At 70.6% G+C, this 26,553-nt stretch carries 25 protein-coding genes; 16 read left to right on the top strand and 9 right to left on the bottom strand.

Annotation, left to right across the window (positions count from 1 at the left end; translation table 11 throughout):
- Window positions 1–343 precede the first annotated feature (343 nt).
- Together ACIBK4_RS23320 and ACIBK4_RS23315 are read left to right on the top strand one after the other, a co-directional pair.
- On the top strand, window positions 344–2,395 hold the full coding sequence (locus ACIBK4_RS23320; protein ID WP_398997078.1) for an APC family permease: 2,052 nt from the start codon (window positions 344–346) through the stop codon (window positions 2,393–2,395).
- A gap of 115 nt (window positions 2,396–2,510) precedes the next feature.
- Window positions 2,511–3,839: a class I SAM-dependent RNA methyltransferase gene (locus ACIBK4_RS23315; RefSeq protein ID WP_398997076.1), complete on the top strand. Its 1,329-nt coding sequence runs from the start codon at window positions 2,511–2,513 to the stop codon at window positions 3,837–3,839.
- 22 nt (window positions 3,840–3,861) lie between these two features.
- On the opposite strand, the gene ACIBK4_RS23310 is transcribed toward ACIBK4_RS23315, so the two are convergent.
- The gene (locus tag ACIBK4_RS23310) at window positions 3,862–4,521 is read right to left on the bottom strand and encodes a TetR/AcrR family transcriptional regulator (RefSeq protein WP_398997074.1); all 660 of its coding nucleotides are present in this window, start codon (window positions 4,519–4,521) and stop codon (window positions 3,862–3,864) included.
- Window positions 4,518–5,213, bottom strand: coding sequence for a DUF998 domain-containing protein (locus tag ACIBK4_RS23305; RefSeq protein ID WP_398997072.1), 696 nt, complete (start codon window positions 5,211–5,213; stop codon window positions 4,518–4,520). Before ACIBK4_RS23305 ends, ACIBK4_RS23310 begins: the two co-directional genes overlap by 4 nt.
- 186 nt (window positions 5,214–5,399) lie before the next feature.
- Between ACIBK4_RS23305 and ACIBK4_RS23300 the strand changes: the two genes are divergently transcribed.
- The 4 genes from ACIBK4_RS23300 to ACIBK4_RS23285 all read left to right on the top strand — a co-directional run bounded on the left by ACIBK4_RS23300 (window position 5,400) and on the right by ACIBK4_RS23285 (window position 9,508).
- Window positions 5,400–5,999, top strand: a complete 600-nt coding sequence (locus tag ACIBK4_RS23300) for a hypothetical protein (RefSeq protein WP_398997069.1) — start codon at window positions 5,400–5,402, stop codon at window positions 5,997–5,999.
- Window positions 6,000–6,107: 108 nt separating this feature from the next.
- Window positions 6,108–6,800 carry an alpha/beta fold hydrolase gene (locus tag ACIBK4_RS23295; protein ID WP_398997067.1) on the top strand — a complete coding sequence of 231 codons (693 nt, stop codon included), beginning with the start codon at window positions 6,108–6,110 and terminating at the stop codon, window positions 6,798–6,800.
- A 160-nt stretch (window positions 6,801–6,960) separates the two neighbouring features.
- Window positions 6,961–8,355 (top strand): carotenoid oxygenase family protein, encoded by a 1,395-nt coding sequence (locus ACIBK4_RS23290; RefSeq protein WP_398997065.1) that lies wholly within the window; start codon window positions 6,961–6,963, stop codon window positions 8,353–8,355.
- A gap of 202 nt (window positions 8,356–8,557) precedes the next feature.
- Complete coding sequence (locus ACIBK4_RS23285; protein WP_398997063.1) at window positions 8,558–9,508, top strand: RNA polymerase sigma factor; 951 nt, start codon at window positions 8,558–8,560, stop codon at window positions 9,506–9,508.
- An 8-nt stretch (window positions 9,509–9,516) separates the two neighbouring features.
- On the opposite strand, the gene ACIBK4_RS23280 is transcribed toward ACIBK4_RS23285, so the two are convergent.
- The 4 genes from ACIBK4_RS23280 to ACIBK4_RS23265 all read right to left on the bottom strand — a co-directional run bounded on the left by ACIBK4_RS23280 (window position 9,517) and on the right by ACIBK4_RS23265 (window position 13,089).
- On the bottom strand, window positions 9,517–10,113 hold the full coding sequence (locus ACIBK4_RS23280; protein ID WP_398997061.1) for a cysteine hydrolase family protein: 597 nt from the start codon (window positions 10,111–10,113) through the stop codon (window positions 9,517–9,519).
- Between the two features lie 41 nt (window positions 10,114–10,154).
- Window positions 10,155–11,573 (bottom strand): MFS transporter, encoded by a 1,419-nt coding sequence (locus tag ACIBK4_RS23275; RefSeq protein WP_398997059.1) that lies wholly within the window; start codon window positions 11,571–11,573, stop codon window positions 10,155–10,157.
- Between the two features lie 31 nt (window positions 11,574–11,604).
- Window positions 11,605–12,075: a MarR family winged helix-turn-helix transcriptional regulator gene (locus ACIBK4_RS23270; protein ID WP_398997057.1), complete on the bottom strand. Its 471-nt coding sequence runs from the start codon at window positions 12,073–12,075 to the stop codon at window positions 11,605–11,607.
- Window positions 12,076–12,168: 93 nt separating this feature from the next.
- A complete protein-coding gene (locus ACIBK4_RS23265) occupies window positions 12,169–13,089 on the bottom strand; it encodes an alpha/beta hydrolase (RefSeq protein ID WP_398997055.1) in 921 nt (306 codons plus the stop codon).
- 153 nt (window positions 13,090–13,242) lie between these two features.
- Between ACIBK4_RS23265 and ACIBK4_RS23260 the strand changes: the two genes are divergently transcribed.
- A complete protein-coding gene (locus ACIBK4_RS23260) occupies window positions 13,243–14,118 on the top strand; it encodes a helix-turn-helix transcriptional regulator (RefSeq protein WP_398997053.1) in 876 nt (291 codons plus the stop codon).
- Here ACIBK4_RS23260 and ACIBK4_RS23255 read toward each other — a convergent pair whose 3' ends face one another.
- Window positions 14,119–15,111 (bottom strand): 2-hydroxyacid dehydrogenase, encoded by a 993-nt coding sequence (locus ACIBK4_RS23255; protein WP_398997051.1) that lies wholly within the window; start codon window positions 15,109–15,111, stop codon window positions 14,119–14,121.
- Window positions 15,112–15,222: 111 nt separating this feature from the next.
- Window positions 15,223–16,137 carry a nitrogen assimilation transcriptional regulator NAC gene (gene nac, locus ACIBK4_RS23250; protein ID WP_398997049.1) on the bottom strand — a complete coding sequence of 305 codons (915 nt, stop codon included), beginning with the start codon at window positions 16,135–16,137 and terminating at the stop codon, window positions 15,223–15,225.
- A gap of 355 nt (window positions 16,138–16,492) precedes the next feature.
- On the opposite strand from nac, the gene ACIBK4_RS23245 reads away from it, so the two are divergent.
- From ACIBK4_RS23245 to ACIBK4_RS23205, 9 genes are all read left to right on the top strand, one after another.
- Complete coding sequence (locus ACIBK4_RS23245) at window positions 16,493–17,272, top strand: LamB/YcsF family protein (protein WP_398997047.1); 780 nt, start codon at window positions 16,493–16,495, stop codon at window positions 17,270–17,272.
- A gap of 5 nt (window positions 17,273–17,277) precedes the next feature.
- Window positions 17,278–18,081, top strand: a complete 804-nt coding sequence (locus ACIBK4_RS23240; protein ID WP_398997045.1) for an allophanate hydrolase subunit 1 — start codon at window positions 17,278–17,280, stop codon at window positions 18,079–18,081.
- Window positions 18,074–19,060 carry a biotin-dependent carboxyltransferase family protein gene (locus tag ACIBK4_RS23235; protein WP_398997043.1) on the top strand — a complete coding sequence of 329 codons (987 nt, stop codon included), beginning with the start codon at window positions 18,074–18,076 and terminating at the stop codon, window positions 19,058–19,060. The genes ACIBK4_RS23240 and ACIBK4_RS23235 overlap by 8 nt, the downstream gene beginning before the upstream one ends.
- A gap of 214 nt (window positions 19,061–19,274) precedes the next feature.
- Window positions 19,275–20,585, top strand: a complete 1,311-nt coding sequence (locus ACIBK4_RS23230; RefSeq protein WP_398997041.1) for an MFS transporter — start codon at window positions 19,275–19,277, stop codon at window positions 20,583–20,585.
- A gap of 89 nt (window positions 20,586–20,674) precedes the next feature.
- Complete coding sequence (locus ACIBK4_RS23225) at window positions 20,675–21,418, top strand: SDR family oxidoreductase (protein WP_398997039.1); 744 nt, start codon at window positions 20,675–20,677, stop codon at window positions 21,416–21,418.
- Window positions 21,419–21,423: 5 nt separating this feature from the next.
- Window positions 21,424–22,641 (top strand): aspartate transaminase, encoded by a 1,218-nt coding sequence (locus ACIBK4_RS23220; protein ID WP_398997037.1) that lies wholly within the window; start codon window positions 21,424–21,426, stop codon window positions 22,639–22,641.
- Window positions 22,642–22,650: 9 nt separating this feature from the next.
- Window positions 22,651–23,325, top strand: a complete 675-nt coding sequence (locus tag ACIBK4_RS23215) for a 4-carboxy-4-hydroxy-2-oxoadipate aldolase/oxaloacetate decarboxylase (RefSeq protein WP_366429241.1) — start codon at window positions 22,651–22,653, stop codon at window positions 23,323–23,325.
- A gap of 94 nt (window positions 23,326–23,419) precedes the next feature.
- Window positions 23,420–24,043: a hypothetical protein gene (locus ACIBK4_RS23210; RefSeq protein WP_398997034.1), complete on the top strand. Its 624-nt coding sequence runs from the start codon at window positions 23,420–23,422 to the stop codon at window positions 24,041–24,043.
- A 124-nt stretch (window positions 24,044–24,167) separates the two neighbouring features.
- Window positions 24,168–24,767 carry a sigma-70 family RNA polymerase sigma factor gene (locus ACIBK4_RS23205; RefSeq protein WP_398997032.1) on the top strand — a complete coding sequence of 200 codons (600 nt, stop codon included), beginning with the start codon at window positions 24,168–24,170 and terminating at the stop codon, window positions 24,765–24,767.
- Between the two features lie 9 nt (window positions 24,768–24,776).
- Here ACIBK4_RS23205 and ACIBK4_RS23200 read toward each other — a convergent pair whose 3' ends face one another.
- The gene (locus ACIBK4_RS23200; RefSeq protein ID WP_398997030.1) at window positions 24,777–26,513 is read right to left on the bottom strand and encodes an RICIN domain-containing protein; all 1,737 of its coding nucleotides are present in this window, start codon (window positions 26,511–26,513) and stop codon (window positions 24,777–24,779) included.
- Window positions 26,514–26,553 lie beyond the last annotated feature (40 nt).

The following is a 26,553-nucleotide window of genomic DNA, read 5'->3' as shown; positions in this document are numbered from 1 at the left end:
CATCAGGGTCTCAGACCGAGGCCCAAGCTACACACGCCCGGTCCCTCCAGGGCACCCCTGTGCGTCAGCGGCGCCCGATGCTGCGCACGCTGGCCAGGGTGAGGATTCCGAGGCCGACGAGGGCGGCCAGGGCGCCGATCAGCTCTGCGGTCGCGGGCATGGAACCTCCAGGAGGCGGTGGGAGCGGGGTTTTGTCATATAGACACGGAGTCGGCGATCTTGACGGAATCCGCAACTCCACTCGTCCCTTATTTCACTCGTGAGGCAGATGACAGGGCTCTGAGACGGGTCAAGCCGGTGGCGAGTAGAGGATCGCCTGTTCGAAGGCCTACGATCCTCTGTTGTGTCCAAACTGACCGACGTGCCCAAGCGCATCCTCATCGGGCGCGCACTGCGCAGCGACCGGTTGGGCGAAACGCTCCTGCCGAAGCGCATCGCACTCCCCGTCTTCGCTTCCGACCCGCTGTCCTCCGTGGCGTACGCGCCCGGCGAGGTGCTGCTGGTCCTCTCCATCGCGGGCGTGTCGGCGTACCACTTCAGCCCCTGGATCGCGGTCGCGGTCGTGGTGCTGATGTTCACCGTGGTCGCCTCCTACCGGCAGAACGTCCACGCCTACCCCAGCGGTGGCGGCGACTACGAGGTGGCCACCACCAACCTCGGCCCCAAGGCCGGCCTCACCGTCGCCAGCGCCCTGCTCGTCGACTACGTCCTCACCGTCGCCGTGTCGATCGCCTCCGGCATCGAGAACCTCGGCTCCGCGGTGCCCTTCGTGGTCGAGCACAAGGTGCTGTGCGCGATCGCCGTCGTGGTGCTGCTCACGCTGATGAACCTGCGCGGGGTGAAGGAGTCCGGCTCGCTGTTCGCGATCCCGACGTACGTCTTCGTCGCGGGCGTCTTCGTCATGATCGCGTGGGGAGCCTTCCGCGGCCTGGTCCTCGGCGACACCATGCGCGCGCCGACCGCCGCCTACCACATCAGGGCCGAGCACCAGGGCCTCGCGGGCTTCGCCCTGGTCTTCCTCCTCCTGCGGGCCTTCTCCTCCGGCTGCGCGGCGCTCACCGGTGTCGAGGCGATCTCCAACGGCGTCCCGGCCTTCCGCAAGCCCAAGTCCAAGAACGCGGCGACCACCCTGGCCGCGATGGGCATCCTGGCCGTCACGATGTTCTGCGGGATCATCGCGCTGGCCATGACGACCAAGGTCCGCATGGCCGAGAACCCCGGCACCGACCTGCTGCACAACGGGGTCGCGATCGGCTCCGGCTATGTCCAGAACCCGGTGATCTCGCAGGTCGCCGAGGCCGTGTTCGGCAAGGGCAGCTTCCTGTTCATCGTGCTGGCCGCGGCCACCGCGCTGGTCCTGTTCCTGGCCGCCAACACGGCGTACAACGGCTTCCCGCTGCTCGGCTCGATCCTCGCCCAGGACCGCTACCTCCCGCGCCAGCTGCACACCCGAGGCGACCGCCTGGCCTTCTCGAACGGCATCGTGCTGCTCGCCGGCACGGCCGCCCTGCTGCTGGCGATCTACGGCGCGGACTCGACCCGCCTGATCCAGCTCTACATCGTGGGCGTGTTCGTGTCGTTCACCCTGAGCCAGACCGGCATGGTCCGGCACTGGAACCGCCACCTGGCCACCGAGAAGGACCAGGTCAAGCGCCGCCACATGGTCCGCTCCCGGGCCATCAACACCTTCGGCGCGTTCTTCACCGGCCTGGTGCTGGTCGTCGTCCTCGTCACGAAGTTCACGCACGGCGCCTGGGTGGCGCTGCTCGGCATGTGCATCTTCTACGCGACGATGACCGCGATCCGTAAGCACTACGACCGGGTCGCCGAGGAGATCGCGGCCCCCGAGGGCCCGAGCGACGACAGCCTCCGGCCGTCCCGTGTCCACTCCGTCGTCCTGATCTCCAAGATCCACCGCCCGGCTCTACGGGCCCTGGCCTACGCCAAGTTGATGCGCTCGGACACGCTGGAGGCGCTCAGCGTCAACGTGGACCCGGCGGAGACCAAGGCGCTGCGCGAGGAGTGGGAGCGGCGCGGGATCGACGTACCGCTGAAGGTGCTCGACTCGCCGTACCGGGAGATCACGCGGCCGATCATCGAGTACGTGAAGGGGCTGCGGAAGGAGTCGCCGCGGGACGCGGTGTCCGTGATCATCCCCGAGTACGTGGTCGGCCACTGGTACGAGCATCTCCTCCACAACCAGAGCGCGCTGCGGCTCAAGGGCCGGCTGCTGTTCACGCCGGGCGTGATGGTGACGTCGGTGCCGTACCAGCTGGAGTCCTCCGAGGCGGCGAAGAACCGGGCGCGGAAGCGGCAGGAGTGGAGTGCGCCGGGTGCGGTGCGGCGGGGGCCCGCGGTGGACCGGCACAAGGAGTCCTCGGACACCAAGGGCTGAGTGCCTTGTGGTGAGCGGCCGGGCGGGGTCCACGTAGACTGGTGGGCTGTTGTCCGGCCGTCCCCTTTTGTACGTCCTTTCGCTCGCCCCCTTTCGCATCTGGAGTCACCCCGCCATGCAGGCAGAACCGAAGAAATCGCTGGTGGGGGAGGAGTACGAGGTCGAGGTGGGCCCCGTCGCCCATGGCGGGCACTGCATCGCCCGTACGTCCGAGGGGCAGGTGCTGTTCGTCCGGCACGCGCTGCCGGGTGAGCGGGTCGTCGCGCGGGTCACCGACGGCGAGGAGGGCGCGCGGTTCCTGCGTGCCGATGCGGTGACGATCCTGGAGGAGTCCAAGGACCGGGTCGAGGCGCCCTGTCCGTACGCCGGTCCGGGCCGTTGCGGCGGCTGCGACTGGCAGCACGCCAAGCCCGGCGCCCAGCGCCGCCTCAAGGGCGAGGTCATCACCGAGCAGTTGCAACGGCTCGCGGGGCTCACGCCCGAGGAGGCCGGCTGGGACGGCACGGTGATGCCGGCCGAGGGCGACAAGCTGCCCGCGGGCCAGGTACCGCGCTGGCGTACGCGCGTGCAGTACGCGGTGGACGTCGACGGCAACGCCGGTCTGCGCAAGCACCGTTCGCACGAGGTCGAGCCGGTTGAGCACTGCATGATCGCGGCGCCGGGCGTCAGCGAGCTGGGCATCGAGGAGCGCGACTGGTCCGGCATGGCGTCGGTCGAGGCGATCGCGGCGACGGGTTCCCAGGACCGCATGGTCATCCTGGAGCCCCGCCCCGGCGCCCGCCTGCCCCTGGTCGAACTGGAACGCCCCGTCTCCGTGATGCGCGTAGAGGAGCACGACGGCGGCATCCATCGCGTCCACGGCCGCGCGTTCGTGCGCGAGCGGGCCGACGGCCGCACGTACCGTGTCGGCAGCGGCGGCTTCTGGCAGGTCCACCCGATGGCCGCGGACACCCTCGTCAAGGCGGTCATGCAGGGCTTGCTCCCGCGCAAGGGCGACATGGCGCTCGACCTGTACTGCGGTGTCGGCCTCTTCGCCGGCGCCCTCGCCGACCGCCTCGGCGACAAGGGCGCGGTCCTCGGCATCGAGTCCGGCAAGCGCGCGGTCGAGGACGCGCGGCACAATCTCGCCGGGTTCGAACGGGTCCGGATCGAGCAGGGCAAGGTCGAGAGCGTGCTGCCGCGGACCGGGATCAGCGAGGTCGACCTGATCGTGCTGGATCCGCCGCGGGCGGGGGCGGGCAAGAAGACGGTCGAGCATCTGTCGTCCCTCGGGGCGCGCAAGATCGCTTATGTGGCGTGCGATCCGGCCGCGTTGGCTCGGGACATCGCTTATTTCCGGGACGGGGGGTATCGGGTGCGGACGCTTCGCGCGTTCGATCTGTTCCCGATGACCCACCACGTGGAGTGTGTCGCGATCCTTGAACCCGTGGAAAAGGGCAACTGACCCGAAGTCGCCCCAGCCCGCGCTACCCCTGCTCGCCCACCGGCTTCGGCCAGCTCTCCAACAGCTGCGCGTCCGTCAGCGCCGACGTGTGAGCCGTAGCCGCCCCCTCCAACCCGAACCCCACCATCAGCACCTCCGCATACCGCCGCCACGCATCCGGTGCGACGTCGTTCGTGCGGTCGGCGACCGCGCCGATCATGTACAGGAAGGCGTACACGTCGGCGCTGGCGAAGTCCTCGCGGACGGCGCTCGCCGTCACCGCTCGTTCCGCTAGGCCGTCGACCAGGCGGCCGAGGGCGTCGCGGGTTCGGGCGACCGGGCCCGTGTCGACGCTCGCGTTGGCCAGGATGACCTCCAGGGCGCGGTCCTCGGCGCGCCACTGGGCCGCCGCCAGCAGGTAATGGCGTAGGGCATGGGCCGGGTCAGGGAGCTCCGCGGCCTTGGTCGCCAGGTCCAGGAACACCGTGAAGCGTTCCGTGAACAGGGCGTCCACCAGGGACTGGAGGTCGGGGAAGCGGCGGTAGACCGTGCCTACGCCGATGCCGGCCTCGCGGGCGATCTCGTTGAGGGGGACTGTCGTCCCTCGCTGGGCGAACAGGCGGTCGGCCGTCGTCATGATCAGGCGGCGGTTGCGTTCCGCGTCGGCCCGCAGCGGGCGTTGGTGTTGGGTGTCCGGGCTCACGCCGGGACATTCTCCGGCATCCTCGCCCCGGCCGGACGGCGCGCCTGCCTCACCAGGAGGGATGCGCCGGTGACGACGCTCCACAGCAGCCACGAGTAGACACCGCCCCGCTCGAAGATGCCGGCCGTGCTCGTGGAGACGCCCACGCCCGCCTCGCTCAGCAGGCCCAGGACGCCGACCGCGATGCTGAACACGCGGTACGCGCGCGGCAGTTGGAGGCGCTTCAGCGAGCCCGCCATGATCGCGATCGTGTTCGCGCACAGGATGGCGACCGACGCGCCCCCGACGTGCAGCCCCAGGCTGTAGCTCGCGCCGTCGGCGGAGCCGTGGAACAGGCCGACCAGCAGGAAGCCCACCGCGTGCGCGCCCGCCAGGGCGATCACGACACGGCGTACGCGGCCCGTGAGCAGCGGGACCGCCAGCAGGATCACCCCGGCGGCGAACAGGATGCCCTGGGCGATGAACGACGTGTTCATCAGCGTGTGGTCCGGCGAACAGATGGTGCGGTCCTGGAACGTCGTGCCGCAGTCCGTGACGCCCAGGTCGCTGATGTAGTTCGTGGCGTAGCTGTAGGCCGGGGTGGTCCAGGCGGCCGCGGCGACCGCCTCGGACACCACCCACTGCACCGCGTTCAGCACCAGGACGGCGGCCCCCAGGGGAAGCCAGATCTTGCGTGACGTCGGAACTTCCATCACGACTCCTCACGATTCCTCTCGACAGGTCTTGCTCACCACCCTACATTAAGTGGATAGATCTATCCGGTTAGCGGTCGCGAGTGACCCGTCGCCGTGTGATCGGCATCACATTGCAAGGTTCGAACTTCGAGGGCCGCCGTGCATCTAGTCGGCGTCCACTCCACTCCACCGAGGAAACAATCAATGTTGGCTTATCTGCCCGGATTCGCCCCCTGGATCGTCGCCGGCGTCCTCTCGTCCTTCGACTGGCGCTGGGGCGCGCTCGGCGGTCTCGTCACGGGGCTGCTGATGATGCTGAACGACCGGCGCCGCGGGGTCGGCTTCGACGCGCTGGTCCTGGAGATCAGCACGCTCGCCTACTTCGTGGTGATCGGCGCCGTCTCCGTCGTCAGGCCGGACTCGTCGCTCGCCGGCCACACCGACGTCATCTCCTTCGTCTGGCTGGGCGGCACCGCCTGGGGGAGTCTGGTGGTCCGGAGCCCCTTCACGCTGGGCATCGCCAAGCGGCAGACCCCGCGCGAGTACTGGGACATGCCGGAGTTCGTCCAGGTCAACAACTACATCACCAGCGCCTGGGGAGCCGGCTTCACCTTCATCGCCGTCAGCCTGGCCATCGCGGGCGCGGTGGACGCCCCGGCCTGGGTCGGCATCACCGCCCACGTCGTCGGACTGGTCGCCCCCGCCGTCTTCACCAAGGTCTATCCCGCCCGCGCCCAGGCCCGCCTCATGGCGCAGGCCCAGGCATCGGCGCAGGCCCAGCCGTCGGTGCGGGCCGTTCCGTAACGCCCGTTCCATAACGCCTGTTCCCGTACCGCAACGCCCGTTCCCGTACCGCGACCTGCCTGACCTCTCAGCACCAAAGCACTTACCCCACAAAGGAGTTGGCGCATCGTGAGCATCGCAAAGAATGTCGTTCTCGTGCACGGCGGATTCGTCGACGGATCGGGCTGGCGGGGCGTCTACGACGCGCTCCGCGCCGACGGCTACCACGTGAGCGTCGTCCAGAACCCCACCCTGTCGCTCGAAGGCGACGTCGCCACGACCCGACGGGTCCTCGACGCCCAGGACGGCCCGACCGTACTCGTCGGACACTCCTACGGCGGCGCCGTGATCTCCGAGGCCGGTACCCACGAGAACGTGTCGGCCCTCGTGTACATCGCGGCGTTCGCGCCCGACAAGGGCGAGTCCGTGAACACCCTCATCGCCGACCCGCCGCCCGGCGCGCCCGTTCCGCCGATCCTGCCGCCCGTCGACGGGTTCCTCTTCCTCGACCGGGAGAAGTTCGCCGCGTCCTTCGCCGGGGACCTGCCCGCCGCCGACGCCCGGTTCCTCGCGGACTCCCAAGTGCCGTGGGGCGTGGACGCGTTGGCGGGCGCGGTGACCGAGCCCGCCTGGCAGACCAGGCCGAGCTACTACCTGGTCGCCACCGACGACCACATGATCCCGCCGCCGGCCCAGCGCTTCATGGCCGAGCGGGCCGGGGCGACGGTGACCGAGACCGGCGGCAGCCACGCCGTGTATGTGTCCAAGCCCGCCGAGGTCGCCGCGTTCATCGCGAAGGCGGCGTCCGGCACCACCGCGTGAGCCTTCTTCGCTGACGGGTCGTGGCGGCCGCGGCGCTCAGCACGGCCGCCACCACCGCGGCGGCGGACGCGCACCACCGGTGTCCGCCGCCGCGGCCAACTCCGGCCCGGGCCAAGGGCGTTCGGGTGCCCGGAGCCACAGAACCTTTAAGGAAACCAGCATGACGAACGAAACCCCCGTCCCCCTCTACCTCCAGGGCCGCTTCGCGCCGGTCCCCGAGGAGTACACCGCCGCCGAGCTCACCGTGCGGGGCACCTTGCCGCCCGACCTGGACGGCCGTTATCTGCGCAACGGCCCGAACCCGCTGCCCGGCGAGGACCGCGGGCACTGGTTCACCGGACCCGGCATGCTGCACGGCATCCGGCTGCGCGGCGGGCGGGCCGAGTGGTACCGCAACAGGTGGGTCAAGACACGGGAGTTGGAGGGTCACCCCTTCGTCCGCGAGGACTTCAGCGTGGACCTCGCCGCGGTGCCCGCCAACACGCACGTCATCCGGCACGCCGACACCGTCCTCGCCCTGTGCGAGGTCGGCCTGCCCTACTGGGTCACCCCCGAGCTGGAGACCGTCGGGCCGTACGACTTCGGGGGCAAGCTGACCACCGCGATGACCGCGCATCCCAAGGAGGACCCGGTCACCGGTGAACTGCACCTGTTCGGGACCGGGTTCGCGCCGCCCTACCTCACCTACCACCGGGTCACCCCTGAGGGCGAGTTGCTCGACAGCCGGCCGATCGACGTGCCGGGGCCGACGATGATGCACGACTTCGCCATCACCGAGCACCACATCGTGTGGATGGACCTGCCCGTCGTCTTCGACCACACCCTGGCCGGGCGCGGCGGCATGCCGTACCGGTGGGCCGAGGCGTACGGCGCGCGGATCGGGATCATGTCCCGCGAGCACGGCTCCACCGACGTGCGGTGGTTCGACGTCGACCCCTGCTACGTCTTCCACGTGGGCAACGCCTACGAGGACGCGCAGGGGCGGGTCGTGTTGGACGCGGTGCGCTACGACGACGCCGGGTTCCGGAAGGTCTGGGGCGACATCGGCGGGCCCACCGGTACCGGCACGCCGAGTGTGGCGAACGGGCAGGTCGGGGTGCGCGAACCCGGCCACACCCAGGCCCCCTCCGTCCTGTACCGGTGGACCCTGGACCCGGTGGCCGGCCGGGTCACCGAGACCCAACTCGACGACCGCGAGGCCGAGTTCCCCACCCACAACGAGACCCTCACCGGGCGCCGGAACCGCTACCTCTACACGGTCAACGGCGACGGCATCGCCAAGCACGACCTGGAGCGTCAGACCGGTGACGTCCACAAGACGCCCGGCAGCCGCTACTCCGGCGAGGCCGTCTTCGTACCGGCGTCCGACGGCACCGACGAGGACGCGGGCTGGCTCATGTCGCTCGTCTCGGACGACGACGGGGCGGCGGGCGAACTCCTCGTCCTGGACGCCAGTGACCTCTCCGTGCAGGCGGTCGTGGAACTGCCGTACCCGGTCCCGTCCGGCTTCCACGGCAGCTGGCTGCCGGAGCCGGAGGCCGCCGAACAGGCCTGACGCCAGGGCGGGTTGACCGGTCCGGCCGAGGGGGCCCGGCGAGGAGCCGTAGCGGCGTATCTTCCTCGACAAGGGGCCCCTCGGTCCGACACACGGGGTCCATCTCCCGTTCATCGGCGGGTGGGAGAAGTGGGGTCCCCGGAGCATGAGCCCAACTCCCGCTCCCGGCCCCGGGCTTGTGATGTGTGCGTATGGAGGCTTCATGGTGACCCTCGACCACCCCACGGACGAGGAACTCACCCTCAGGGCCCAGGCCGGTGAGTCCGGTGCCCTGGGGTTGTTGCTGACGCGCCATCAGGCGCCCATGCGGGCCGTCGCGTTGAGCCTGCTCGGCTACGGTCCCGATGCCGAGGACGCCGTACAGGATGCCGCGTTGACCGCGCTGCGGCGGATCGGGGACGTACGTGAACCCGCCGCCGTCGGGGCGTGGTTGCGGGCGATCGTGCGGAACGCGGCGCGGATGCGGCTGCGGGCCGTGCGGGAGTTGCCCGGGCTCGACGCGCTGGAGCAGGTGTATGTGCGGGACGACGAGCCCGCGCATCCGGAGCGGGTCGTCGAGCAGCACGCGATGCGTGACTGGATCTGGGACGCGGTGGAGGAACTGCCGCAGCAGCAGCGGCTGGTGCTGATGCTGCGGCACTTCAGCGGGATCACCTCGTACCAGGAGATCGCCGAGGCCTGCGAGGTCCCGGTCGGCACCGTGCGCAGCCGGCTCAACCAGGCCCGGGCGAAGATGGCCAAGGTGCTGCTGTCGACGACGACCGAGGGCCACGACGACGCCTCCGCGGTCATCGAGGACAGCCGGCAGGAGGCCGAGGTCACCCTGGACGGTGCGATGCGCGGCCAACTGCCGCCGGAGATCCTGGAGTTGTGGCCCGAGGAGACCGAACTGGTCGGCGTCCTCAACAAAGAGGGCGGACGCCTCCATCCCTTCCCGGCCATGCGCAGCACCCGCGACAAGGGCGTGACCCAGCATCTGCGCCATGTCGTGGCCAGCCGGGACATCGCCATCTGGGAGATGGAGGCCGTCAACCCCGCCGGTATCTCCAACCCCTGTCCGCCCGCCCTCGCCTGGCTGATGTTCCGGCAGGGCGGACGGGTGCGGAAGCTCCGGGTGGTCTTCCCCGGGGCGTCGCCCGGGGCACCGGCGTGAGGGTCCCGTCAGGCGGCGCGCAGCAGCTGTCGTAGAACCGTGGTGTCGATGACGTGGGCCCGGGACGGGAAGACCTTCTCGACCAGGACCTGGTGGGTCTCGGCGTCGGGGTCGGCGACGCCGTCGGAGAGGACGAAGACGCGGTAGTCGCGGTCGGCCGCGTCGATGACGGTGGACAGGACCACGCCGCTGGTGCTGATGCCGGCGAGGACCAGGGTGTCGATGCCGCGGTCGCTCAACTGCTCGTGGAGATCGGTCGTGGAGCCCGAGCCGTAGCGGATCTTGCGGACCACGATGTCGTCGTCCTCGGGCGTGATGCGGGCGTCGACCTGGGTGGCGTCGTCCTCGTGGTGCAGCATCTTCGCCGCGGCGACCGCGCTGAAGGACTTGTTGGTGTCCGGGACCGCCGACCAGTCGTCCTCGGTGAAGGCGACGCGGACGTAACCGATGGTGCCGCCGGCCGTGCGGACCTCGGCGATGGTGTCCTTGACCCGCTCGACGAGGGCGTCGGAGTCGGGGGCGATGGGGACGATCCCGTTCTGGAAGTCCATGACCAGCAGGGCGGTGCGCTCGGGGGTGATCGTGGGGAGGGAGGGGGTGCTCACGCGAGGTTCTCCTTGGTGGGGTTCTTACTAGGGGGGTGTGGTCAGGTGGTCTTGGTGCGGCCCATCAGGCGGCGGTCCAGGACGGTCAGCAGGAGGACCGCGAGGCCCGCGCCGACCAGGACCAGGCCGAGGACGTGCAGGCCGTGGTCGCTCACGCCGGTGCGGAAGACGATGCCGCCGATCACGGCGGAGGTGATCGTCCCGAGGTAGCCGAAGGTCCTGAACAGGCCGGAGGCGGTGCCTATTTGGTCCGGCGGCGCCTCCAGGTAGAGGGCGGTCTGGTTGCCGACGGTGGTGGTCGCCGAGGCGACGCCGAAGATCAGGGACACCAGCACGATCGCGATCGCCGGGCTGTGCGAGGTCAGCAGCATGATCGCGGCCGAGCCGAGCAGCATGGACACCGCCGAGACGACCAGCGGGCCGCGGATCAGATTGCGGCGGGCGAGCGGGTGCGAGAGGAGCGCGGAGACGGCGCCCATCGGCAGCAGCAGGAGACCCGCCGTCACGGTGGACAGCCCGTGCGCGGCCTCCATCCACTGCGTCACGCCGTACATCACGGTGTACGTGCCGAGCAGGGAGAGCGCCTGGCGGAGGTAGGTGCGGGTGAGGGCGCCATTGGCGGCGAGGCCGCGGAAGTCGAAGAACGGGCCCGGCTTGCGCAGCTCCCACCAGACCGTGGGTACCGCCGCCAGGACGAAGACGGCGAGCGCGGTCCACCCGAGGTGGGGGAGGCCCATCAGGAAGACGACCAGCGCGGTCATCGTCACCGCGAAACCGAGGATGCCGGGCAGGTCGATCCGGTCGGCGACCCGGCGGAAACCGTTGTCCGCGCGGTCGAGTGCCGGGTCCTTGGGCAGCCAGCGCACGGCCATCGCCAGCGCGGCCAGGGTCACCGGGATGTTGATCAGGAAGGCCCAGCGCCAGCCCGCGGCGCCGACCAGGAGTCCGCCGATGGGCGGGCCGATGGCCGCGGTGGCCATGCCCGCGATCGCGATCCCGCCGAGGACTCCGCCCGGCGGGGCGTCGAGCCCGGCGTCCTGGGCGCGGCGCCGGATCAGCACCATCGCGCAGGGGAACGCGGCCGAGGTGCCGATGCCGACCAGCACGCGGGCCACCGTCAGCATCGCCAGGTTCTGGCCGAGGCCGCCGACGACACCGCCGAGCAGCACCAGGACGATGCCGACGAGGAAGACCCGACGCGCGCCGAGCACCTCCGCCAGCTTGCCGGCGGTGGGCTGCGCCACCGCGCTGGCCAGATAGAGCGAGGAGACGAGGACGGCGGTGCTGCCGACCGCGACATGCAGTTCGGTGGCGATCGGCACCAGCGCGGTCGCGATGATGGAGCTGTTGACCGGGTTGAGCCCGGCACCCACATAGAGCGGGGTGGTGAAGGTCCAGGCGAAGGGCTTGCGCACGAGCTCGCGCGCCCCTCCGGCGGCCTTGCCGGTGTCGGTCCTCATATGCCGGTCCTCATCCGGACTGTCCCGGTCCTCATATCCCGCCGTCGTTCAACTCGGCCGTGGCGAGGCGCTCCAGCAACTCGACGGCCTTCTCCACGTCCTCGCGCTCGTCCGGGGCGACCAACTGGTCGATGGCCCGGGCCAGGAAGGAGGCGCGGCCCGCCAGCAGCTTCTCGACCAGTTCGGTCGCGGACGGGTCGGCGCTCATCAGCTTCTTGCGGCCGTCCCGCGCGTCGGGCTCGCTGCGGACCAGCCCGGCGGCCTTGAGCACGGCCAGGCTCTGCGCGATGGACTGCGCGCTGACCCGCTCCAGCGTGGCCAGCCGCGCGGCGGTCACCGGGCCCTCCTTGACGACACTCGCCAGCACACCGAGCTGCGTGAGGGTCAGGCCGGTCGCATGCTGGCCCGACTCGGCGCGCAGCCGTGCGCGCAGCCGGGTCATCGCGTCGTTGAGCCGCTGCGCGGTCACGACGGACCGCTGCGGCGGGGGGTTCGTGGTCATGGATCCAACGTAAAACTGCACAAGTAACTTTGCCAAGTTACTTGTGCAGTTTTAGCTGTCTACTGGATCACACGGCTAGCGCCGCCCACCGGATCACGCGGCCAGGTGCTCGGCGAAGAAGCCGTCCAGCCTCTCCACGGCGGGCGTCACGTACTCGTCCTTGTCATAGAGATCGACGTGCGAAGCGCCCTCGATCCACGCCAACTCCTTTGGCCCGTCGGCCTTTTGGAACGCCTCCACGCTCATCCAGGACGTGACCGCATTCCGCCCGACGATCAACAGCAGCGGCCGCGGCGCGATCATGGCGACGGTCGCGAACGTGTCGAAGGCGGCGATGCGGTCCACGCTCGTCCAGGTCAGCTCCTTGGCCGAGCGGGGGTGCCGGGCGCGCGGAGTGCAGTAGTACTCCCAGCCGTCGTAGACGTGCGGACCGCCCGCCCGCGCCTCCTCCTCGGTGGCGGGGAAGACCGGGAACCGCTGGACGTCCGCGCCACCGGCCTCCGCCGTGCGGGCCGCCGAGGCGGCGGTCAGCATGCCCGCGATGACGGCCGGGTCCTGCGCACCGTCCGCGCCGAGCCGGAACTGCCGTGACATGTCTACGGCGCTGACCGCGCCCACGGCCCGGATGCGCGGGTCGGTCGAGGCCGCCGACAGGGCGTAGCCGCCGGAGGCGCAGACGCCCAGCGCCCCGATGCGGGCGGGGTCGACCTCGTCGAGGGTGCCGAGGAAGGAGACGGCGGCCTTGAGGTCCTCGACCCGCTGCCCCGGATCCTCCAGCGCGCGCGGCTCGCCCTCGCTCTCACCCTGGTGGGCGGCGTCGAAGGCGAGCGTGACGAACCCGCGCTCGGCCAGCCGGCGGGCGTACAGACCGGAGGCCTGTTCCTTCACCCCGGTGCCGGGATGCCCGACCACGATCGCGGGACGCGGCACCCCGGGCGTCACCTCCCCGTCCGGTGTGTAGAGGTGACCGGCGAGCTTCAGGCCCGCGCTGAGGAAGGTGACATCGGTACGCATGGGATGCACTCCAGTCGGAGATGGGGAGGAGAGAGGCCGGTTCTACGGCCATGCCCCCACCGTCACTCCGCCCCGCCCCGCGCCACCAGGGACGGCCCTGCCTATGCGGTTCTGTACCAGGCACGCCCGTGGCACCCCGGGGACACTGGAGCCATGGCAGACCGTGACGCGCCGCCCCATTCCAGCAACGAACTGGGCGACTTCCTGCGCGCCCGCCGGGCGGACCGCGACCCGCAGCAGGCGGGCTTCCCCGACGACGGCCGCCTGCGCCGCGTGCCCGGGCTGCGCCGGGAGGAACTGGCCTGCCTCGCGCACGTGAGCGTCGACTACATCGTCCGCCTGGAACAGGGCCGCACGCGCCGGGGCTCCCGTGCCGTCCTGGACGCCCTGGCCGACGCGCTGCACCTCGCCGAGGACGAGCGCACCTACCTCTTCACGCTCGCCGAGGTCGCGCCGGGAGCATCCACCCGGCGCCCCGGCCGCTCCGAAGTCGCCCCTCGGCTACGGCAGTTGCTGGACACCATGCACGACGTCCCCGCGATGGTGCTGCACCGGGGCATGGACGTCCTCGCCTGGAACCGCGCGGCCACGGCGCTGCTGGCCGACTTCGGCGCCGTGCCCCCGGCCGAGCGCAACCTGATCCGGCTCACTTTCCTGGACGCCGACTTCCGGGCGCTGTACGCCGATTGGCCCCGGGCCGCCCGCGAGTGCGTCGCCGTGCTGCGCATGGAGGCGGGACGCACCCCGCACGACCCGGCACTTGACACCCTGATCGCCGAACTCACCGCCCGCGACCCGGACTTCCGCACCTGGTGGGCCGAGCACCAGGTGCGGGGGCCGCGGCAGCTCACCAAGACGTACATCCATCCGGTCGCCGGTGAACTCACCCTGGACGTGCAGCAGTTCACCGTGGACACGCACCCGGACCAGTTCCTCGTCGTGTACACGGCCCCACCGGACTCGGCCTCCCACGAGGCGCTGCGCTTCCTGTTGCAGTGGGCCGGCCTCACCGGCGCCCAAAAGGGGTGATCAGCCGCCGACCGGCGCGCCCGCCACCGCCGAACTGCCGGGCAGCGGCGTACGAGCGGGCCGTTCGGCCAGCACGTCCAGGATGTTGTCCACCGCCAGGTCGACCATCGCGGCCCGGGTCGCCTCGGTCGCCGACCCGATGTGCGGCAGCGTGATCACGTTCGGCTCGGCGACCAGCGGGGACAACTCCGTTCCCATCGGCTCCCGTTCGAAGACATCCAGCCCGGCGGAGTGCAGCCGCCCCTCACGAATGGCGTCCAGCAAGGCCTCTTCATCCACGACCCCGCCGCGCGAGGTGCTGACCAGCGTGGCCGTGGGCTTCATCGCGGCGAGTTCGCGGGCCGAGATCAAGTGGCGGGTCTCGTCGGTGAGCGGCACGTGCAGCGACACGACGTCGGAGTCGGCGAGCAGGGCGGCCAGGCCGACCGAGGTCGACAGGTCGTCGTCGGGCGCGTACGGGTCGTGGTGGATCACGCGCATCCCGAAACCGTGGGCGCGGCGGGCCACCGCGCGGCCGATCTGGCCGTAGCCGACCAGGCCGAGGGTTGCTCCGTGGACGTCCAGGCCGAGATAGTCGTGCATCCGGAACAGTCCCCAGGAGCCCTCCGCGAGGCTCGCTCCGGCCGCGCCGAGGCGCCGGCGGGCGGCGAGGATCAGCGCGAAGGTGAGGTCGGCGGTGGTCTCCGCGAGCACGCGGGGCGTGTGGGTGACGACGATGCCGCGCTCGGCGGCGGCAGCGCGGTCGACGTTGTCGAAGCCCATGCTGGCCAGCGCGATGACGCGGAGCGAGGGGCCCGCCGCGTCCATGAGGGCGGCGTCCACGGGGTCGTTGCCGAGGGCCAGCACACCGCTCACGCCGGGGGCGATGGCGGCGAGGTCGGCGGGATCGGGCTTGCCCGCGCCGGGCCAGGCCACCAACTCGGCGCTCTCGGAGAGGCGTTGCAGACCTTCGCCGGGCAGGTTTTCACGGGTGGCGAGGACACGATTCTTCATGTTCTTCTCCAGTGACGAGCCATGGACAGCCATGCATTACCGGCCGGGCGGATTATTCGGAAAACGCTAGCCGCGGCGGTCACCGGAAACAAATAGCGGATTCGTGTGACGCTATTGGTCGTCCTTATTCTTGTCGGTGTCGATCAGTTCCAGGAACAGATCGTGCACGGCCAGCGCGGGCTCCGAGAGCGGCTGGTTGTCCGAGGTGACCACGGAGAGTTTCACCTGGATGACGGGCTCCACGATCCGGCGCACCGACAGGGCACGGACGTCGAGGATGGCTCGCGCCGCAGACCACGGCAGGACCGTGGCGCCGAGGCCCGCGTCCACGGCGTTGACGAGTGTCAACGCGGACTCCACCTCGCCCACCACGTTCAGCCGCAGCGAGGCCTGCTGGAAGGCGGCGTCCACGACCTGCCGGATCGTGTGGATCCGGCTGGGCAGCAGCAGGGGCAGGCTCGCCAGCTCCTCCAGGTTCACCTCGCCCTTCCCGGACGGCGCGGTGTCGCCGGGCGCGCCGATCAGGTACAGGTCCTCGGTGCGGACGGGCTCGAACTGGACACCCCGGAGCGGCCCGGCGCCGTAGATGAAGGCCATGTCCATGCGGCCCGTCATGATGGCCTCGCTGATCACGCCGCCGAAGTTCTCGTTGATGTGCAGCAGGATGTCCGGGTAGCGCTCGCGGACGCTCTTCAGGAGCGGCAGCGCGAGGGCCGCGCCCAGGCTGTACGGCGCGAGGCCCACCGAGACGCTGCCGGCGGGGGCCCGGCCGGAGACGTCGACGGCGGCCTGCGCGAGGTCCACCTGGCGGAGGATGAGCTGGGCGTGCAGGTACAGGGCGCGGCCCGCCTCGGTCGGGGCGACCCCGCGCTTGCTGCGGATCAGCAGCTGCTGCCCGAACTGCGCCTCCAGCGCGGACAGTTGCTGGCTCAGGGCCGGCTGGGCGATGTGCAGGATGTCGGCCGCGCGCGTGATGCTCCCCGCGTCGATGATCTTGATGAACGAGTAGAGACGCCTGGTGTCCATTGCGCGGGGCCTTCCAGATGGAGCGAAGCCTCATCGTAGGGAGGGTTCACCCCGAAGCACAGCCCCGGTGGGTGGAGGCTGTGAGGGGAGTCATAGCGGTTCGCGATAACGCCAGACCGAACGCATATTGGCGATCACGCGACCGGCGGAATAAGTTGAGCGGAACATCCACACCGGAACGGCCCGACGAAGTCCTCGACGAATCGCCGAGAAACTCATGGTCCGGGTCCGATGTGTGCGGATCATTTTCCGGATGTCACGAAGACGTGATGACTTCGCTTTCCCGGTCACTTCCCGCCCCGGTTCCGCCTTCCCCGGATTTTCCCCTTTCCGGCATTCCCTCCCGGAGGACGTCATGACTCCCATGGTTGATCTCGTCGCCGATCTCGGCGAGGGATTCGGCGCGTACACAATGGGTGACGACGCGGCCCTTCTGGAGTTGCTGACCTCCGCCAACGTGGCCTGCGGGTTCCACGCCGGTGATCCCCGGATCATGGACGCGACCGTGCGGACCTGCGTGGAGAAGCAGGTCGCCGTGGGCGCCCACCCGAGCTTCCCCGACCTGGTCGGCTTCGGCCGCCGCGCGATGGACCTCACGCCGGACGAGGTCCGCACGGACGTGCTCTACCAGATCGGCGCCCTCCAGGCCTTCGCCGTCGCCCACGGCACCCGCGTCCACCACGTCGCCCCGCACGGCCGCCTCGGCAACCTGGTCGCCGTCCGCGCCGACTACGCCCGCGCCGTCGTGGACGCCGTAGCCTCCCTGGACGAGTCGCTGATCGTGCTCGCGCAGGACGGCGAGCTGGCCGACGCGGCCCGCGCCCGCGGCCTGCGCGTGGGCATCGTCGGCATCGCCGACCGCGCCTACCGAGCCGACGGAACCCTCGTCCCGCGCTCCGAACCCGGCGCCGTGATCCACGACCCCGACGAGGTCGCCCGCCGCACCCTGCGCATGGTCACCGAGGGCGTCATCCGCAGCGTCGACGACACGGACATCCAAGTCGCCTGCGACACCGTCCTGTTGCACGGCGACAGCCCCGGCGCGATCGCCCTCGCCGGCCGCATCCGCGAGCAACTCCTCACCGCCGGCGTCGAGATCACCTCCCTCGACAAAGTCCTGAGCGGCAAGGGGTGACCGACATGAACAGCGTGCTTGCGGACGGCCCGGTCGTGAACGACCCAACGGTGAACGGCGGTTGCGCCAACGTGACCATCGCGGACTGCGGCGACTCCGCCCTGGTCGCCAAGGCCGTAGGGCTGGAGGCCGAGCCGGCCTGGCAACTCGTCCACGCCCTCGCCGACGCCCTGAACGAAGTCCGACTGACCGGCGTCCACGACGTGGTGCCCACCTACGACGCCCTGCTCGTCGAGTTCGACTGCGCGATCACCGACCACGACACGGTCCGCCGAGTCCTGGCCCACGAGGCGGCCCGCCTCGGACCCCACCCGGCACCCACCACACCCCCGCGCCGCTTCGTCGTCCCCGTGGTCTACGGCGGCGAGTACGGCCCCGACCTCCCCGAGGTCGCCGCCCAACTCGGCCTGACCGAGGACGAGATCATCGCCCTGCACTCCGGCTCCGACCTCACCGTGCGCTGCCTCGGCGCCCCCGCCGGAGCCCCGATGACGGACGGCCCGCCCTTCCCGAAGCCGGTACCGCGCCTGGCCTCGCCCCGCACCAAGGTCGACCCCGGCTCGGTGGCGGTCGCCGGCCGCCAGGCGGTCATCTGCCCGATGCCGTCCCCCGGCGGCTGGCCCCTCCTCGGCCGTACCCCGGTACGCGTCCTGGACCTGCACAGCGACCCGATCACCGCGTACCGCCCAGGCGACACCTTCCGCTTCCGTCCCATCGAGCCCCAACAGTGGGCCGAATACGCCGACTTGAGCCTCGCGGACTGCACGGACCCGGCGGAGCCGGTCGCCCGGGGAGGCGGCCATGGCTGACACCCTCACCATCCGCACCCCCGGCATCGTCACCGTCCAGGACCTAGGCCGCGTAGGCCGCTCCCGCTACGGTCTGCCCGCCAACGGAGCCGCCGACCAGCACTCGGCGCGCGTGGCCAACGTCCTGTGCGGCAACGACGACCGCGCCCCGCTGCTGGAGATCACCGCGCTCGACTTCGCGTGCGTGTCGTCCGGCGACATCCTCGTCGCGGTGACGGGCGCCCCCGCCGAGGTAACGGTGGACGGAGTCATCCGCCCGCAGTGGGAACCGATCCCGGTCCAGGCCGGCGAGACCATCCGCATCACCGGCATCCACCGGGGCCTGCGCGTCTACCTGGCCGTCCTCGGCTCGTTCGAGGCCGACTACCTCCAGGGCAGCTGCGCCCCCGACACGATCCTCGGCTTCGGCCCCAAGCTGAGCGCCGGCGACGAACTGGTCCTGCGCACGACCTGCCCGCCCATCGACCACCCCTTCTCCCGGATCCCCCTGTTCCGCCTGAAGGCACCGGTCCCGGCCTTCCCCACCACCTGGACCATCGACGTCACCGACGGCCCCGACCGGGCCGAGTTCGGCGACACGGGCCGGCGCCTGTTCGACGCCCCCTTCACGGTCACCCCGCGAAGCAACCACATCGGCCTGCGCCTTCAGGGCGCGGTACCCCGCCGCGTCACCCAGGGCGAGGTCCTCTCCCGAGGCGTCCCCATCGGCGCCGTAGAAGTCCCCGCAGGCGACGAACTCCTCGTCCTCCACCGAGGCCGCGGCGTAACAGCCGGCTACCCCGTCCTGGCGGTGGTCACCGCCACCGGCCTCTCAGCCCTGGCCCAGGTCCGCCCCGGCCAGACCATCACCTTCCGCCACCGCACCCTGGACCAGGCGATCACGTCCCACCGCACACAACGCCAAGCGATAAACGCCCTGAGAACCAGGGTCCACACAGCCTTCGAGGCGCTGCGCATCCGCGCCCCTGCGGAGGTCTGACTCCCGGCACCTCTCCAACACAGGCCGGCTCACGAAGGGGCGCGGGGAACTGCGCGACAAGCCCCCACCGGCCCGCACAAAAACCACAACCGCTCCCCACCCACACCTAACCCACCCGCACCCGCTCACCCCGCTCCCCGCCACCCCGCTGGAAGCACCCGCACGGAGCCGCACAACCCCCTCATCCCACGCCCCTGCCCAGACAGGAGACGCCATGAGTACCGTGGCCGCTCAGCCAGTCCCCAACACGGTCGACCCCAGAACAGCCCGCAAGGTAACCCTCGCCGGCTGCGTAGGAATCTTCGCCGAGCTCTACGACAACGGCATCTTCGGCTTCATGGCCGGATCCCTCGCCGCCGTCTTCTTCCCCGGCTCCGACAACGCCGTCCAGCTCGTCTTCCTCGGCTACGCCGTCTCCTTCTTCTTCCGCCCCCTCGGCGCCGTCATCTGCGGCCACCTCGGCGACCGCATCGGCCGCCAGCGCATGCTGGTCTTCGTCATCCTGCTGATCAGCGCCGCGACCGCGGCCATCGGCGTCCTGCCCAGTTACGCCAGCATCGGCATCGCCGCACCCGCCCTGCTGATCCTGCTCCGCGTGGCCCAGGGCTTCTCCGTCGGCGGCGAGGCCTCCGGCGCGATGAGCTTCCTCGCCGAGCACGCCCCGGAGGGCAAGCGCGGCCTGTACACGAGCTACGCGCAGATCGCCTCCTTCCTCGCGCTGCTCACCGGCACCCTGGTCGCCGCCGCGATGACCAGCGGCCTCGGCTCCGCGCGCATGGAGTCCTGGGGCTGGCGCATCCCGTTCCTGCTCGCCGTACCGCTCGGCATCGCCGGTATCTACATCCGCAAGCGCATCAGCGACACCCCGAACTTCACGCGCCTGAAAGAAGAGGACGGCCTCTCCAAGAACCCGCTCAAGGAGGCCTTCGCCTCCGCCGAGCACCGGCGCGCGATGCTGCTGGCCCTCTTCATCCCGCTGATGAACGGCTCCGGCTACTACGTCCTGTTCAGCTACATGCCCACCTTCATGAGCACCGAGCTGCATTTCGGCAAGGTCCAGGGCCTCCTCGTCACCGCCTCCAGCCTGGTCGCGATCTGTATCGCCATCCCCTACATGGGCCGCCTCTCCGACCGCATCGGCCGCAAGAAGGTCCTCGCCGGATCGGCCATCGCGATGGCCATCGTCGGCATCCCGTGTTACCTGCTGATCGGCACCGGCAACGTGGCCCTCGCGGTCATCGGCGCCTGCGTCATGGCGGTGGTGTTCGCCGGCCACACGGGCGTCATCCACATCCTGCTCGTCGAACTCTTCCCGACCCGCGTCCGCTACTCCGCCTACGGCCTCGGCTACAACGTCTCCTCCGCCCTCTTCGGCGGCACGGCCCCCCTGCTGATGACCTACCTCATCGACCGCACGGGCAACGTCAACATGCCGGCCTTCTACGCCGTCATCACCGCACTCGGCACGCTCATCGCCGTCTCCCGAGTGACGGACCGGGCACACCTGCCCCTGCGCGACGCCTGACACGCGCCCCCGAAAACCCGCACCCCCGAAAAACCCCGCACCCGCACGTCCGTACACCCCCACACCCCGCACAGCAAGGAGCCCTCAGCATGCCCATCTCCGACTACAGGACGGCCCTCGTCACCGGAGCGTCGACCGGCATCGGAGCCGTGGTCGTCGAACGGCTCGCCAAGCGCGGCCTCGAAGTCCACGCCGTGGCCCGCAACGCCGACCGGCTCAACACCCTTGCCGACGAGACCGGTTGCATCCCGCACGCCGTCGACATCACCGACACCGAGGCGCTCACCGCCGTCCTCGAAGGCCTGCAGATCGACGTCCTCGTCAACAACGCGGGCGTCTCCCGCACCGGCAACATCCTCACCGCCGACGAGTTCGCGATCGACGAGCAGATCGCCGTCAACATCCAGGCGGTCCTGCACCTGGTCCGCCTGCTCATGCCCGGCATGGTCGAGCGCGACCTCGGCCACATCGTCAACATCAGCTCCATCGCCGGCGTCTACAACTTCGGCGGCAACACGATCTACCACGCCACCAAGGCCGCCGTGCACACCCTCTCCCGCCAGCTCCGCGTCGACGGCTACGGCCGCCGCGTCCGCGTCAGCGAGATCTGCCCCGGCCGCGTCGAGACCGAGATCTTCGGCCGCCTGCTGGGCGACATGGAGGCCGCCCAGCGCGAGTTCTACGACGGCTACGAGTCCCTGAAGCCCGAGGACATCGCCGACGCCATCGAGTTCGCCGTCGACTCGCCCCGGCACGTCAACATCGGCCACATCGAGATCCTGCCGACCTTCCAGGTGCCCGGCGGCCTCAACTTCGAGCGCAGGGAGGGCTGATCACCGTGAAGACGGCAGCACGGCTCGGCCGTATCAAGCCCTCGCCGAGCACGGCGGCGGCCCAGCGCGTACGGGAGTTGAAGAGCCAGGGGCTCACCATCCTCGACCTGACCGTGGGCGAGCCCGACTTCGACACCCCGGACCACGTCAAGGCCGCCGCGATCAAGGCCATCGAGGCGGGCGAGACCAAGTACACGCCGGTGAACGGCACTTCGGCCCTGCGCGCAGCGATCGCCGGCAAACTCCGCGAGCGCCACGGCCTCGACGTCACCGACGCGAACATCACCGTCGGCGGCGGCGCGAAGCAGGTCATCTTCCTCGCCCTGATGGCGACTTTGGACGAGGGCGACGAGGTCGTCATCCCCGCCCCGTACTGGGTGTCGTACCCGGACATGGTCGGCGCCAACGACGGCACCCCGGTCATCGTCGACTGCCCCGAGGCGGAGGGCTTCAAGCTCACCCCGGAACGCCTCACCGCGGCGATCACCGAACGCACCCGCTGGGTCGTCCTCAACACCCCGGGAAACCCCACCGGATCGGCCTACACCACCGCCGAACTCCACGCCCTCGCCGAGGTGTTGCTGGCGAACCCGCACGTCGGCGTCCTCACCGACGAGATCTACGACGAGATCTGGTACGGCGACGAGAGCGCCGGGTCCCTCGCGGCCGTCGAACCCCGCCTGGCCGACCGGGTGTTCCTCACCAACGGTGTCTCCAAGACGTACGCGATGACGGGCTGGCGTATCGGATACGGGGTCGGTCCTGCCGACCTGGTGACGGCGATCAACACCCTTCAGTCCCAGACCTCTTCGTGCCCGTCCTCCGTGAGCCAGGCCGCCGCGGCCGTCGCGCTCACCGGACCGCAGGACTTCGTGCAGGACACCGTGCGCGTCTACCGCGCCCGCCGCGACGAGACGGTGAAGCTCGTCAACGACGTCCCGCAGCTCAGCTGTACGGTTCCGGACGGCGGCTTCTACCTCCTCGTCAACTGCCGGGAAGCCATAGGGCAGTTCACCCCGGCCGGCACCCGCATCGAGAACGACGAGGACTTCGCCCGCTACCTCCTCGACGACCAGCAGGTGGCGGTGATCCACGGAGCCGCGTACGGCGCCCCGGGCTACTTCCGTATCTCCTTCGCCACCTCGACGGACATCCTCACCGAGGCCTGCGAGCGCATAGCGACGGCCTGCGCCGCACTGACGTCCTCCGCCCCTTCCGTCTGAAAGGTCACCATGATCCGCGTCAGCACCAAGTTCGAGCGTCCGGACGAGGCCCTGGTCAAGCAGTTGAGCGAGTTCTCCTCGGCGACCATCCACGAGGCGCAGGGCCGTCTCGGGGCGCTGGACTCGGCCATCAAGCCGGTCGACCACACCATGTCCCTGTGCGGCCCCGCCTTCACCGTGCAGTGCGCCCCGCGCGACAACCTCATGCTCCAGACCGCCATCGCCTACGCCCGCCCCGGCGACGTCGTGGTCGTCTCGGCCGGCAACTACGAGGAGGCCGGCTCCTTCGGCGACGTCCTCGCCAACGCCTGCCAGTCCAAGGGCCTCGCCGGTCTGATCACCGACACGGGCGTCCGCGACACCGAGGACCTGCGCGCCCTGGGCTTCCCGGTCTTCTCCCGCAGCGTCTGCATCAAGGGCACGGTCAAGGAGACCGTCGGCCCGATGTGCGAGCCGATCACCGTCGGCGGCGTACTCGTCCGCCCCGGCGACGTGATGCGCGCCGACGCCGACGGCGTGGTCGTCGTCCGCCGCGAGGACGCCGCCGAGGCGATCACCCTCTCGCAGGAACGGATCGACGCCGAGGCCGGGTTCATCGCCGCGTACCGCGCGGGCAGGACGGTCGTCGAGATGTGCAACCTCGCGCCGGTGCTCGCGGCGAAGGGCCTCGTGATCGAGGAGTAGGACGGGCCCGAGGCGACCACCACGACTGAGCACCGAGCCCGGAATTACCGTACCCACGGCTGAGACCCAGGTTCGGATGCCAGGATGAGGCGCCATGACGGCAGGGTGGGGTGCGCGCACGGTACGGGCCGCGATGTTCGCGGCCGTCTGTGTGGTGCTCGCCGCCCTGGGCCACGTCCTCATGTCCGGCCGCCACGTCCCCGCCTGGGCGCTGGCCGCCGGACTCGCCGCGACCGCCGTGACGGGCTGGTCCCTGGCGGGCCGTGAACGCGGCCTCCCGCTGATCGTGACCCTTGTCGTCGCCACCCAGGCCGCCCTCCACTCGGCGTTCTCGCTGGCACAGCCGGCGACGGTTCAGCCGGCGTCCATGGACATGGGCTCCATGCGCATGAGCGCCACGGACTCCATGGACATGACTCACATGTCGGCCGGCCCCACCGGCGGCACGTCCTCGCCCGGCATGCTCACCGCCCACCTCCTCGCCGCCCTGCTCTGCGGCCTGTGGCTGGCCCACGGCGAGCGCGCCGCGTTCCGCGTCCTGCGCGCCGTGGCCACCCGACTCGCGGCTCCGCTACGACTGCTGCTCGCACTCCCCGCCCCACCGCACCGCCCACGCCTGCGCCCGAGCCACCCCCGTTCCGACCGGGCGCCGCGGCTGCTCCTTCTCGTCCACGCGATCACCTCGCGGGGTCCGCCGCCGGGGACGGCTGTCGTCTGACGACAGCTGGCACCCCGGGGCAGCGCCTACGCGCCCCGGGCCTCGGCCGTACCCCCGCGCCCCGCCTCTTCCAAGCGCCGCGGGACGGCCGATCCCCTTTCACGGTGACCGAGAAGGACCTCAGGTGATCACTCCTACCCTGCCCGCCTCGCCCGACGTGACGGAGTCGAGCGACGAGTCGCTGACCAACTGGGCGCTCGCCGCCCGCCACGGCGACCCCGCGGCCGTCGACCATCTCGTGCGCGCGCTGCACCGGGACGTCCTGCGCTACGTCTCCCACCTCTGCGCCGACCCGCAGGCGGTCGACGACCTCGCCCAGGACACGTTCCTCCGGGCACTCGGCAGCCTGCACGGCTTCGAGGGCCGTTCCTCCGCCCGCACCTGGCTGCTGTCCATCGCCCGCCGCGCGGTGATCGACAGCTACCGCCGAGCCGCCACCCGCCCCCGCCTCTCCGACGTCCAGGACTGGCAGCTCGCCGTGGAACGCGCCCAGCCCCGCGGCCTCCCCGGCTTCGACGACGGCGTGGCCCTCCTCGACCTGCTCGCCCTCCTCCCGGACGAACGCCGCGAGGCGTTCCTCCTCACCCAACTCCTCGGCCTGCCCTACGCCGAGGCGGCGGAACTCACCAACTGCCCCGTAGGGACGGTCCGTTCGAGGGTCGCCCGAGCCCGGGCGACCCTCGTGGACCTGCTGGCAGAAGGGGGCGCCGTGCGCACCCTCTAGCCGGGGTCGCTAGCGGGCGGTCAGGCTCCACAGATGGTCGGCCGTCCCGTTGTCGTCCCACTGCAGGACCTGCGCACCGGAGGCGGTACTCATGTTCGTCACACCGAGCAGCAGCCCGCTGTTGTAGTTGGCGATCTTGTACGTGCCGTCCCCGGCCGGGATCAGCTGCCACAGGTGGTCGGCGGTGCCGTTGTCGCCCCAGATCAGGGCGGTACCGCCGTCCGCCGTACCGGCGTTGGTGATGCCCAGCAGCAGCCCGCTCGCCTTGTTGGCGATCTTGTAGAGCCCGGACCCGGCGGCGGTCAGCGTCCACGACTGACTGCCGCCGGTGCCCGACGTCGCCTGAACGACCGCCGTCCCCTGGGCAGTTGCGGCCCCCTGCGTGTCCAGCGCCAGCCCGCTGTTCTTGTTCTTGATCTGGTATGTCCCCGCCAGCGAGGCCGAGGTCCCGGTGGGCGTGACGACCAGGTGATAACCGTCGGAGGCGTTCATCGCGACGGGCACGGTGATCGACCCGTTCGACACGGTGTAGGTGGCGTCGGAGATGGTGACCGGCGCCGATACGGCCGTGGTCCGCCCCTTCGAGGGCGTGTACTCCAGCTTGACGTGCACGGTACTGCCGAAGCCGGAGAGCGACCCAAGCCCGTTGACCTGCACGGCAGTTGACCCGACCCCACCCCCGAAGACGACACTGACCTGCTTCCCGTCGCCGGTCAGCGCGGCGGCGCCGTCGATGCCGGTCTGGGCCGGGGGAGTGGTGGTGAGCATGGTGCCCGACATGTCGCCGTACCACTTGTAGAGCCAGTACGACCCGTTGGGCGAGCCGCCCGTGTCGGTCAGGGTGTCGCCGAGGGTGCCGTAGTGGTTCCAGAAGGCGAGCTCGGCGTCATGGATGCCCGCCCGCTCGAACTTGGCGACATAGCCCACCAGTTGGCCGGGCACACCGACCTCGCTCGTCGTGCCGTACTCCTCGATCGAGATCGGGCGCGGGCTGATGCCCAGGCTCGATTCGAGCGACCGGTACGCGGCCACGTGCGCGGCGATACCCGACGACCCCTGCAACTCGTGCCAGCTGACGATGTCGGGGAGCGTGCCGCTCGCCTTGGCGTCGGTGAGGAAGGTACTCATCCAGCTCTGGTTCCACGCCGAGTAACTCGGCCCCTGGACCGCCGTGTTGGCGTCCTTCGCCCGGACCTCCCTGTACGTCGTCGCCCAGCCGGCGTCGAAGGCGCCGGCCGCCGAGGTGTTCCAGGTCCAGTCGGGCTCGTTCCACAGCTCGTAGGCGGCGATGTTGGTGGCGCCGGAGGACTTCACGGACGCGACCTGCTTGTCCACGGCGGACAGCCAGTCGCTCCAACTCACCCACTGGTAGGGGAAGTTCGGATACCAGTCGGGCATCCGCACCACCACCTTGGCCCCGGCGCGGGCAGCCTTGGACGCTACGACGAGCGCGTCACCGGCGGGCTTCGGCTCACCGTTCGGCAACTGGGCGCCGCCCGGCGCCATCTGCACGAAGGTGTTCGGCTTGAGCGGGGTGACCAGGCTGTCGGCGGGGGTGCTCGCGTCGGCCAGGCCGTAGAGGCTGCCGGTCGCCACATGGGTGACCGACCGCAGGGAGGAGGCCGCGTTGACGATCAGGGTGGTCGCGGCGGTGGGGGCGGCCTGGGCGGGGGCGGCACTGCCGAGTGCGGCGGCGGCCGTGAGGATCGTGGCACCGAGGATGGCTCTGAGGGATGTGCGGCTCATGACATGGATCTCCTCAGGAAGGTGGTTGTGCCGGTGGGGA

The organism is Streptomyces sp. NPDC050528 (assembly GCF_044457795.1).
Classification (GTDB): Bacteria; Actinomycetota; Actinomycetes; order Streptomycetales; family Streptomycetaceae; genus Streptomyces.
The sequence above is the reverse complement of the archived record's forward strand: the minus strand, read 5'-3'. Positions and strand labels throughout refer to the sequence as shown.